Below are 10,938 nucleotides of genomic sequence, written 5' to 3' on the forward strand. Positions count from 1 at the left end.
GCCGCGCGCGCCGCGCCCCGTGACACCGGCGACGCATCGTCGGCAGGACGCGCCGGCCGCATATCGACCTTCATCTTATAGCACCGCTAAGAAGCCGCCCCGGTCTTCATCGCATGCCGCGCCGTCGGATTACACCGAGCCGCCGCGCAAAAAGCGCCGCTCCATTATTCCCATTCTGCTCATCATCATCGGCATCGGCCTGATTGTTGCCGCCGCTGCCATCTTTATCAATGCTCAGATTGGCTATAAGCAGGCAAGCGATTCGTACCAGAAAATCGAGAAGCAATATGTAAGCGATAAGGACGCCAGCGGCGTGCCGATTATCGACTTCGATGCACTTGCCCAGACAAACCCCGAGATTGTGGGTTGGATTTATGTGCCGGGAACCAACATCAACTATCCCGTGGTGCAGACCAACAACAACTCCAAATACCTCAACACGCTGTTCGACGGTACGGCCAATGCATCTGGGGCCATTTTCCTGGATAGCGATGACACCGCGCCGGGAATGGTTGACCAGCAGACCACGATCTACGGCCACCATATGAACGATGGGTCGATGTTCAACGTGATTTCGGATACGACTGACCAGGCAACGTTCGATAGCATTGAATATGTGTACTACATCACACGGGATGCTACGTATAAACTGCGACCACTGGCGACCAAAGTTGTCGAGGACACGTATGCCAAGGCGCGCACTCCCAATTTTGAGGGCGACGACGGGCTCAAGAACTACCTGTCCGAGATGCTCGACGGTGCCTCTGCCGTGGCGAGCGATGCCACCGATCGTGCCGCTTCGGCAACCAAGGTTGTAACGCTTGTGACCTGTCGTTCGTTATCGCTGAGCAACACGCGTGCCGTCATGGTGCTCACGCCGGTCGAGGAATAGATAATGGGCTACTCAATGACGGTGAAAGGGGAAATGATGCTCGAGAATGGCAAAACGATGCCTTCGATTGATGCTTGGCTGCGCGAGGCCAAGGCCGATTCGTCGGCACCTGCGTGCGGTATGTATCTGACACATAACGGTGTGGTGCGCGCGACGCCCAAGGCCGAGGCGCGCGGTGTCGAGACCGATGGCGTGGCGCCGGGCCACAAGGTGGGCAGCATGGTGTTCGGCTACGACGCCAGCAAGGTACAGGCCGCCATCGAGGCGACGCGCGCGATGCCGGGTATCGGCTATGTGCGCGTGTGGCTGGCAAGCGGCGAGCTTGCCGTAGGTGACGACATCATGCTCGTGCTCATCGGCGGGGACATTCGCCCGCACGTGGTCGATGCGCTGCAGGCGCTCGTTGGCACCATCAAGAATGAATGCGTGAGTGAGGTCGAGCGCGAGGCGTAGAGGCTTGCGTCGATAGAAGGCTCGTTTATAAAAATGCCCGCCGGTACGTGTGATACCGGCGGGCATTTTGCGTTTTGGGCGCGGTGGGCGCTACACGCGCGTCGCATCCTTGGGGCTCATGGTCATGCTCTGGAAGCGGTTTTCCATAAAGTCATTATCGAAGTACTTGCCGTAGAACTGCGCAACGGGAATATCCGGTTCCGTGCCGTTGACGCGCTGATACCAATAATCGAGCGACTGCAGCGTCATAACGCCATCGACCAGCATAATGATGGTGAAGATGACGGTAGCCGAGTAGCGGCTCTTCCACGGAATCATGTTGATGAGCTTGAGCAGCCTCGGCAGCAGCAGCTTGATCCAGATGAGGCCACCCAGGCCCCACAGACAGGCGAAGCCCGTGCAGGTGCGTCCGCCCGTGAGGACCACGAGCGGGTCGGGCATACCGAACAGCGTTATGTGCGAGTAGCTCCACGAGACCACGCCAAACGCGGTCTGCATAAACCAGCCCACGAACACCTCAAAGCTGGCGCCGAGCAGGGCGCTCACCAGGAAAATGATGATGGGGTTCTTTTTATAGAAGCGGTTGAGCACCATGGTCATGAGCACGGCACCAAAGCCGTAGATGGGGCTGAAGGGGCCAAACAGCATACCGGCGCGGTCCTGGTAGACACCCGGATCGTTGACGGTCATATGCCAGATATCCTCCAGGACCAGGCCGAGCACGCAGCAGACAAAGAATACCCAGAACAGGTTGAAGTAGTTGAGCTTGATGTAGCCCTCGCCGGTTTCATCGCGCCCGAGCATGCCCTCGGCGGCGGCGTCGCGGTCGAGCATCTCCTGCAGGCGGCGCTGCAGCTCGCGCTCCTGGCGCAGCGTGGGGTCGACGGTGGCCGAAAGTGCGACGAGGATGCCGAGCTGGATGGCAGGGCGCAGCAAGAAGGGCCCGATGCCCTGGAGCATCACGTCAACCAAAAGCTCGACGACGGTAAACGCGATAAGGATATAGGACAGACGGGCGGCATTGCGGCGCTGGTTCTTGATGAGGTCAAGGCCAAAGATGATCAAGATGACGGCACTGGCAGCCGAGAGCATGATGCCGGCGACAATCAGTCCGACCGCGACGAGCGTGTTATCGCCGAGCTTGGCGGCGGCGTTGCCGTTGATGAGCGCGGTGATGACCTGCCACATAAAGGCGCCGACCGACGGGAGCGTGCCCACGCCGGACAGGATGCACAGGACGGCGTATACCTTAATGATGAGGGGGATCTTCTTGACCTCCGTGGCGCTGGGGACGCTGGGGTCGAGTTCGTTTCGATCCATACATAACCTTTCTCGTTTTGCTGTAGGTACAAGGATACGCCGCCGACCTGCCAAAAGACAGGACGAACGTCCCAATTGCAACAATGCAAGCCCCAACGGCGGGCAAGACGCGTCGCAACGGAAGTATGCGGGATCGTCGGCCCCGAGGCGCCTGCCCAATAAAATGTTTGGCTGCAAAACGGATTATAAGCTCGGTGGGCTTTTAAAAAGCGCTGTTCATGCGCGGGAGTGCTTGTCTTGCCGTGCGTATAATAGGGCAGGTAACGCCAAATAACGAGGCTCTGAGGGGATGCCATGTCTCAAGAAACCATCCGCGCGGCCGAGCGTGCCGCGGGACAGGTGAAGACCATGTCGACGTATGATCCGGACTCCGACCAGCTGCATGAGGAATGCGGCATTTTTGGTGTGTGGGCACCCGATCGCGATGTGGCTCGACTGACGTACTTTGGTCTGCGCGCGCTGCAGCATCGCGGCCAGGAATCGGCGGGAATCGCCGTGGGTGATGGCGGCACGGTTATGGTTCGCAAAGACCTGGGACTGCTCGATCGCGTGTTCTCCAACGCCGACCTGTCGACGCTCTCCGGCCAGCTGGCCGTGGGCCACGTGCGCTATGGCACTGCCGGTGCCAAGAGCTGGGAAGCCTCGCAGCCGCATCTTTCTACCATCAACAGCGTCATTATCGCGCTTGCTCACAACGGCACTCTGGTTAACACCGACGAGCTGCGCCGCCAGCTGATCGAGCTGGGCGTGCCGTTCCTCTCCAATTCGGATTCCGAGGTCGCGACTAAGCTTATCGGCTACTTTACTCAGCGTACAGGCCATCTGCGCGAGGGCATTCGCAAGACCATGGAGCTCGTGCGCGGCGGCTACGCCATGACGCTCATCAACGAGCAGGCACTCTACGCATTCCGAGATCCGCACGGCATTCGCCCGCTCGTGCTGGGCAAGCTGGTGGACGAGGGCCTGGACCAGGCCGATGCCGCATCCGTTTCGCAGCTGCCGTCGCAGGACGGCGCCGCGACGGTCGACTCCGCCGTCCGTGTCACGCGCGCCGGCGGCTGGGTCGTTGCTTCCGAGACCTGCGCACTCGACATCGTGGGTGCCGAGTACGTCCGTGACGTCCGTCCCGGCGAGATCTTGCGCATCAGCGCCGAGGGTCTGGTATCCGAGCAGGGCGTGCCTGCAGCCGAAGAGCCCGCAAACTGCATCTTTGAGCAGGTCTACTTTGCCCGCCCCGACTCCATCATGAACGGCAAGAGCGTCTATGCCTGCCGTTACGACATGGGTCGCCAGCTGGCACACGAGGAGCCCGTCGAGGCCGATCTGGTCATCGGCGTGCCCGACTCCGGCCTGCCGCCCGCGGAGGGGTATTCGCACGAGAGCGGTATTCCCTTTGGCGAGGGTCTTATCAAGAACCGCTACGTGGGCCGTACGTTTATCGAGCCCACGCAGGAGCTGCGCGCCATGGGCGTGCGTATGAAGCTCAACCCGCTGCGTGACAACATCGAGGGCAAGCGCCTGGTCGTCATCGACGACTCCATCGTGCGCGGCACCACCATGGTGCAGCTCGTCAAGATGCTGCGCAACGCCGGCGCCAAGGAGATTCATATCCGCATCAACTCGCCCGAGGTCATCTGGCCGTGCTTCTACGGTATCGATACCGACGTGCAGTCGCAGCTTATCAGCGCCAACAAGACGGTCGACGAGATTTGCGAGTATATCGGCGCCGATTCGCTGGCCTTCCTTTCGGTCGAGGGCCTGCTTAAGGTCATGCCCAAGGGCGGTTACTGCGATGCGTGCTTTACCGGCCGCTACCCCGTGGCGATTCCCGAGAGCTTTGGCCGCGACAAGTTCATGGAGGGCTTTAAGCCCCGCAACCTGGACAAGCCGCTGCACATTGATGACGACGCCGTGGTCGAGAAATACGACGATCGCAGCTGGGAAGAGGAACACGGCGAGGCCTAAAACCTGCCATGTAGGGACAGGTTTATTTTGGTAGGTTTTACCTGCTGTTTTGTTGATATGACGGCGCGCGTTGTTATGGCGCGCGCCGAAATGAACGCAACTATGAGCACCGTTTGGCGCCCGCGCGGCGCCACGGTAGTGGGAGAGGAAGGCTCAGATGAGCGACAGCAAGCATGTGACGTATAAGGATGCCGGCGTCGATACCGCCGAGGGCGGCCGCGCCGTTGACGCTATTAAGCAGATGGTTAAGGACACCAACCGTCCCGAGGTCATCGGCGGTATCGGTGGCTTTGGTGGCTTATTCTCGGCCGCCGCGCTTAAGGATATGGAAGACCCGATTCTGATTAGCGGTACCGACGGCGTGGGCACCAAGCTCGTGCTTGCCCAGATCATGGACCGTCACGAGACGGTGGGCCAGGACCTGGTCGCTATGTGCGTCAACGACATTTTGGCTTCGGGCGCCGAGCCGCTGTTCTTCCTGGACTATGTTGCCATCGGTCACATCGAGGCCGGGCACATGGCAAAGATCATCAAGGGCGTGGCCGATGGCTGTAAGCTCGCGGGCTGCGCGCTCGTGGGCGGTGAGATGGCCGAGCACCCCGGCGTCATGGCTCCGGCCGACTACGACCTTGCCGGCTTTACCGTGGGCGTCGTCGACCGTCCCAAGATGCTCGACCCCGCAAACGTCCGCCCGGGCGATGTGATCCTGGGCCTGCCTTCCACCGGCGTGCACTCCAACGGCTACTCGCTCGTGCGCAAGGTCATCGGCGTCGACGGCATTAAGCCGGGCACGCCCGAGGCCGCCGCTAAGGCGGAGGAGCTGAGCCGTCCGCTCGAGGAGCTCGGCGGTGCTTCGCTGGCAGACGCCCTGTTGGCCCCCACGCGCATCTATGTCAAGCCGATTCTGGAGCTGCTGCGCGGTGGCGCTCCGGTGCACGCCATCGCCCACATCACCGGCGGCGGCATCACCGAGAACCTCAACCGCGCGCTTGCCGACGACGTTGACGCCGTGGTCACCCGTAACGGCGCCGAGATGGGTTGGGACGTTCCGCCCGTCATCACCTACGTCTCGCGCCAGGCCGAGCTCGCGCCCAATGAGGCATGCAAGACCTTCAACATGGGCGTTGGCCTGTGCCTGATCGTCGCCCCCGAGGACGAGGCCGCGGTGACCGAGGCTCTGGTCGCGCTGGGCGAGAAGCCGTTCCGCGTGGGCGAGTGCGTCGAGGGTTCCGGTAAGGTCGTGTACTCCGATGAGCGCTAACGAGCAGATGACTGCTGCCGCGAGCCTGGGCTTTGTGCCCTACACCCGTCCGACCGGCACCGATACGGCCGAGCCGCTCAAGATCGGTGTGCTCATCAGCGGTTCGGGTACCAACCTGCAGGCGCTGATCGACCTGATCGCCGCCGGCAAGCTCAACGCTTCGATTGAGCTTGTGGTGTCGAGCCGTCCTTCGGCTAAGGGTTTGCAGCGCGCTGAGCGCGCGGGCATCCAGACGCTCACGCTGTCCAAGGATGTCTATGCCGACCCCATCGCCGCCGACGAGATCATTGCGCACGAGCTGCTCGAGCGCGGTTGCGAGTATGTGGTCATGGCCGGCTACATGCGCATGGTGCACACGCCGCTGCTGGCGGCATTCCCCAATCGCGTGGTCAATCTGCATCCCGCGCTGCTGCCGAGCTTTACCGGCGCGCATGCGATCGACGATGCCTTTGCGCGCGGCGTCAAGGTAACTGGCGTGACCGTGCATTTTGCCAACGAGATCTACGACAACGGCCCCATCATCGCCCAGCGCGCGCTGGCTGTTGAGGAGGGCTGGGACGTCGATACGCTCGAGGAGCACATCCACGCGATTGAGCACGTGCTGTATCCCGAGGTCGTGCAGATGCTCGCCGACGGTCGCGTCCACGTGCTGGAGAGCGGCAAGGTGGCAGTTGACCCGACGCGCTAGTCGTTGGTTTGTGTTGGCGGTTAAGCGTCGGAGGTACGCTTAACCGCCATTTTTATGCATTGCGATCTGCGTTGTTTGAGGAAAACGATTGCCACAGCTTGATGTTCATAGTCCAATTGCTTCGCCAAGAGACGCGATCCGGCAAGAGATTAATTTAGCCTAATAGAGCCATTTGCTCTTCTTTATGCTCGGGATACGTCGGACCATAATCAAATGATAATGCGCTAAATAATCTTATGGGGATAATCAAATTATCTTTTGTACGGGTGCTGTCTGTTGGGAGCAAAGATGGGTGCACAATTATTTTCGAGACGAACAGCAATTAAAATGGCCGTTGCCGCGGCTTCTGTCCCGCTGATTGGTCTAGTTGGATGTGGTGAGAAGTCGATTGTTGGAACTTGGGCAAACGACGACGGAGACGAAATTCTCCAATTTGATGAGAATGGTGATTGTTCGGTTCCTTTTACCTATAACGGTGCGTGGCTGGAAAGCTGCGATCGCTATACGATTCAAGAAGACGAGACATTGGTTCTAAGTAGCAGTCAAGGAAATATCAGCTCTCAACATTGGAAGAAAGCCAGCAGCAAAGAGGAAGCTGAAGAGGCGGATGATAGGCTCTATTTTCTCAATGGGGATGAGCTTGTTATCAACAACGAAACGTACACGAGAGAATGAGAGCTAAGACACGCCGACCGTGTGAAGATGGGGAATGCCATAGATGAATACCATGCCGGGCTCGTGACAAACATCATTGTCACGAGCCCGGCACACATCAAAGTATAAATTGTTCACCAGTCCGCATCCTCTTTTTGCTCAGATTGAGCCGTTTGCTACTAGTGCGGTTGTTGCTCAGATGCCGCAGGGGCGTTATCAAATGCTAATGCCTGTTTGTTTCCAGTGTGGATAATAAAGTTTGCCTAAATAATTTCGTGTTTGATTTCGAGCCCAAACGAGGGCTATGGCATTAAAGCCACCATGTTTTCTAGAAATTTGAACGGTGGGAGTCATGTCGATTGCGAGATTTGACGGGTTGGTTGCCTGACTGGAGGGTGGATCTAATGAAACCAAAAAAAGAAACCGTTGCATTGCTGTCACTTGGCTTGGGGCTTTTTGCGCTGGTCTACGGGCTTATAACAAAAGCGATGCTATCTCATCGTTATACATTTAAAGCTCCTCTTACCAGCATGGAGCTTTCGGTTTTGGCAATTATTGGAATCGGATTTGTTTTACTGATTGTTGGCGCGCTTCTATTTATAAGCGTGCGCTATACATCCAAGAATGTTGTTGATATTGATTCGACACGGAACAAAGGCAAAGTATGTCCTTATTGCCAAACTCGAATCATAGGAGATGCAAAGCACTGTCCGAACTGTGGTCAAGAGTTGGGTCAATAAGAAGGGGCTTGAGATGCCGAGGACAACAGTAACGATTTGCGCGCACGGTCAAATTGATACGCCAAGAGTCTTAGAGATCTGGAAGAGCATCATTGAAGGCGCCGGTTTTCAACAGAAACTAATTAAGGGTGAACCTTGTTGGTCGAAGGGCGACGGCGTACTGATGCTGCAGCGCAATTTTACGATTGCTTTTGGCGAAAGGGAAATTGTGCTTGAGGGATGGATGGGCGATGCTCTCTTGGGTGAATCCGATTTGACGGGCGTTAACGGGTGGATGCAAAAGAAAAAGATGAAAGGGCTCCTGTCCCAAGCGGAGGGTGCAATTAGGAGCATAGTCTAGGCTGCATTAGATAGCGATACGGTGTTTATTGATGACTGAAATGCATGGCTGGGCCGTAAAAATATAAGGATACTGGTAGCCGGGTGCCCGATTTAATTTGGACACCCGGTGATTTCGTTAATCTTGTCAGCGAGCTTCAAGCCAACGTTATCCGGTTGCCATTGGCTTCTGGAAAGACTTAGGTTAAGTGACAAGTGATCGATGCTAGAGGCCAAGCGAAGGATATGGGTATGTCACTGTCTTCGGTTGACCGTGATTCATTTTGACTTGATGTGGGCAAGCGGTCTTTGTCGTGAGCGCCGTTAGGGTATGGCTTTTTCCATGTCTGCTGGAGGCCGAAATCTAAACAAAGTAGCCAATAGCGGCCAAAAGACTATAGGACGCTAGAAAAAAGCGATATTTGCGGATAGGGGTAAAATGAGAAAAGCAATCGATTTAATAGCAATTTTTATATTTGGAGCAATGGTTGTATACATTGCTTCGGTCGTTTCATCCAATGGGGCGGCGGCGCAGTATGCTGTGTCGGGCTTTTGGGGCGAATGGGCGGAATCTCCCAAAACCTCAACCATCGCATTTTGGATAGTGCTTGTATATCTTGGGCTTGTGGTATTGACTTGTTCGCTGTGCTGGAAGAGTCCCCTATTGGTGTTGGCGGCTATGAGCGCAGTCTCGATTATGGTTTTCGTCAATCCCTCTTATTCAGTTTATATTTGCTACGTTATGTTCGGTCCAGGGCATTTCATTGGAGACCTGCTTATGCCCATTGCGTCATTTTGCGGAGCGGTTATTTTTGGCGGTCAATTTGCCTTTGAAAACGGATATGGCTGGTTTGTAAGGCTGATTTGTGTCTTGTTCTGGTCAATGGGATTCTTGGCGATCGTTGCAGCTCCGGGCGAGTTCTTTAGCGAGCTGTTCTCCGATTCAGGAACGACGCAGTCAATATCGAGCAGAAGCACAAGATCTGATTGCAGTGACGAGATTGATAATTTATTGCGTGATGCCAAGATGGATCGGATCCAAGAAACGTTGGACGACATTAAATACTGGGAAATTCGTAACGGAGGCCGCAAGTAGCTGTGTCGAGATTACGCGGATGAAATGAAAGACCTTAATACGCGACACAAGGCAGATGATGTCGCTGTGGCGCAGAGACTTGTTATATCTGCCGAGGTGCTGCATGTGGGGGACCAGAACGCCATCGCCTTTCGGCGATAATGGCTGGTTAGTGATTGATTGCGATAGTTAGCCAGCAAGCTAAGAGGAGGATAATATGCCACTGCTGCCAGTTGACCATGAGCCATTCCATCTTGATGCGGGTGAACGATCCACGCCGCGCATTGAGTTGATCTATGATCTTGAAGAAGAAGCGCGAAGACTTGAAGATGACTATCAGGTTCTAGTGGATGCGTTATGCGACGATATCGTTAAAAGCGAGGGCGAAGATGAAATACGGTCGAGTATTGAGCATCGAATCGGCATGCTGATAAACATCAAAGAGAGCCAGCGCCTCTGCTATGCCCAAATTGAAGATTTGGTGCCTAGACGTCATCCTTGTCCGGTCCCTCCAATGAAAAAACGTCCCAATTGTTGCGATGAGATCGAATGCCAATGCTGCGGTACAAAAAATGAGATAGATGCTCAATTCTGTACAAATTGCGCTAGTCCTATTGATATGGGCGACATATGGCGTTATTGCAAGAAGTGTAGGATTGCATACAGTAGAGAGATCAACTTTTGTCCTGAATGCGGCTCAGCAATAACCGTTGAGATTAAACGTAAAAGGAAATAGTTTCTCGTTGCTATATGTTTGCCCTTACGCGTGAAAGCGTAATTGGTGACATGCCCAAAAATGATGAGATGCGCGAATGGGGGACCCTGTCGATAACCCCCGGATACTCCTCGAGAAACCATTTGTAGCGGTCACGAGCCGGCAACAGCCTAAGGGCGGATTCGGTTTTATAATGATCGTGCCAAGCCCTTGATAGATATCGGTTAATGAGAGTTGCAAGTCCTGGATTATATTGGGCTTTATTTTGAACATCGCTTATCTTGAGAAGAACGAGCGTGCAGTCTGTTAAAGCTTCAATATAAGTCGGGGATGGAATGTCAAACTCGGGGCTAGGCATTACAGGCATGCCCGGCTCCGCCATTATGCAGTCAGTGATTTCCGAACCATCGCTTTGTAGAGAATACGAACAGGCTACCCCCTGTTTTAAAAGGTAAAACCATTTTTGTTGGGTACCCATTTCAAGGATAATTTCTCTTTTTTGAAATTGCTGGATTGAAGCCATTGCCACTAGCTCGGCTAATAGGTTTTGGTTGTCGCACGGGGCGTACTGACAGAAAAAATTCGGATCCAGGGACACGGAATCGCTCCAACGGGCACATATCGTTAACAAATGCTAACCAAGAATAAGATACGCCATCGGGGGGGGGGGCATTATCAAATGCTAATGAGATTCTGGCTTTTTCGGAAATTTCAGAAATACATAAAAATGGAGTGCCGCTGCGCCACTGTTTGCCAGCTGTGTTTTTCGTTGCTGTGCCGCTGTTAGCGTCGGATTATTTTAGCCAAATATAGTCGGCCGAGATTGACCAATCCCGGCCGACCCATTTTAGCCAACA

Annotated in this window: 12 protein-coding genes; 10 read left to right on the forward strand and 2 right to left on the reverse strand. The window is 55.4% G+C overall.

Features of this window, described 5'->3' with window-relative positions; genetic code table 11:
* Together AB5405_RS08780 and AB5405_RS08785 are read left to right on the forward strand one after the other, a co-directional pair.
* Positions 1-892: class B sortase (locus AB5405_RS08780; protein ID WP_368138221.1), on the forward strand; the 892-nt coding region annotated here is incomplete at its 5' end.
* A gap of 3 nt (positions 893-895) precedes the next feature.
* On the forward strand, positions 896-1,345 hold the full coding sequence (locus AB5405_RS08785) for a molybdenum cofactor biosynthesis protein MoaE (RefSeq protein ID WP_368138222.1): 450 nt from the start codon (positions 896-898) through the stop codon (positions 1,343-1,345).
* A gap of 90 nt (positions 1,346-1,435) precedes the next feature.
* Here AB5405_RS08785 and AB5405_RS08790 read toward each other — a convergent pair whose 3' ends face one another.
* Positions 1,436-2,665, reverse strand: a complete 1,230-nt coding sequence (locus tag AB5405_RS08790; RefSeq protein ID WP_117848443.1) for a putative ABC transporter permease — start codon at positions 2,663-2,665, stop codon at positions 1,436-1,438.
* A 294-nt stretch (positions 2,666-2,959) separates the two neighbouring features.
* On the opposite strand from AB5405_RS08790, the gene AB5405_RS08795 reads away from it, so the two are divergent.
* The 8 genes from AB5405_RS08795 (at position 2,960) to AB5405_RS08830 (ending at position 10,102) form a co-directional block, all read left to right on the forward strand.
* The gene (locus AB5405_RS08795) at positions 2,960-4,630 is read left to right on the forward strand and encodes an amidophosphoribosyltransferase (RefSeq protein ID WP_368138223.1); all 1,671 of its coding nucleotides are present in this window, start codon (positions 2,960-2,962) and stop codon (positions 4,628-4,630) included.
* 157 nt (positions 4,631-4,787) lie between these two features.
* On the forward strand, positions 4,788-5,891 hold the full coding sequence (gene purM / locus AB5405_RS08800; RefSeq protein WP_368138224.1) for a phosphoribosylformylglycinamidine cyclo-ligase: 1,104 nt from the start codon (positions 4,788-4,790) through the stop codon (positions 5,889-5,891).
* Positions 5,881-6,579 carry a phosphoribosylglycinamide formyltransferase gene (gene purN / locus AB5405_RS08805; protein ID WP_368138225.1) on the forward strand — a complete coding sequence of 233 codons (699 nt, stop codon included), beginning with the start codon at positions 5,881-5,883 and terminating at the stop codon, positions 6,577-6,579. The genes purM and purN overlap by 11 nt, the downstream gene beginning before the upstream one ends.
* Positions 6,580-6,867: 288 nt before the next feature.
* Positions 6,868-7,254, forward strand: a complete 387-nt coding sequence (locus tag AB5405_RS08810) for a hypothetical protein (RefSeq protein WP_117803467.1) — start codon at positions 6,868-6,870, stop codon at positions 7,252-7,254.
* 383 nt (positions 7,255-7,637) lie between these two features.
* Positions 7,638-7,973 carry a zinc ribbon domain-containing protein gene (locus AB5405_RS08815; RefSeq protein ID WP_349114839.1) on the forward strand — a complete coding sequence of 112 codons (336 nt, stop codon included), beginning with the start codon at positions 7,638-7,640 and terminating at the stop codon, positions 7,971-7,973.
* Positions 7,974-7,986: 13 nt separating this feature from the next.
* Positions 7,987-8,313, forward strand: a complete 327-nt coding sequence (locus AB5405_RS08820) for a hypothetical protein (protein WP_118098315.1) — start codon at positions 7,987-7,989, stop codon at positions 8,311-8,313.
* Positions 8,314-8,730: 417 nt separating this feature from the next.
* Positions 8,731-9,387: a hypothetical protein gene (locus tag AB5405_RS08825; protein WP_368138226.1), complete on the forward strand. Its 657-nt coding sequence runs from the start codon at positions 8,731-8,733 to the stop codon at positions 9,385-9,387.
* Between the two features lie 196 nt (positions 9,388-9,583).
* Positions 9,584-10,102, forward strand: coding sequence for a double zinc ribbon domain-containing protein (locus AB5405_RS08830; protein ID WP_368138227.1), 519 nt, complete (start codon positions 9,584-9,586; stop codon positions 10,100-10,102).
* A 10-nt stretch (positions 10,103-10,112) separates the two neighbouring features.
* On the opposite strand, the gene AB5405_RS08835 is transcribed toward AB5405_RS08830, so the two are convergent.
* Complete coding sequence (locus tag AB5405_RS08835) at positions 10,113-10,679, reverse strand: Crp/Fnr family transcriptional regulator (RefSeq protein WP_117803470.1); 567 nt, start codon at positions 10,677-10,679, stop codon at positions 10,113-10,115.
* Positions 10,680-10,938: the final 259 nt, after the last annotated feature.

The organism is Collinsella aerofaciens, from assembly GCF_040920445.1.
GTDB classification, from domain to species: Bacteria; Actinomycetota; Coriobacteriia; order Coriobacteriales; family Coriobacteriaceae; genus Collinsella; species Collinsella aerofaciens_BH.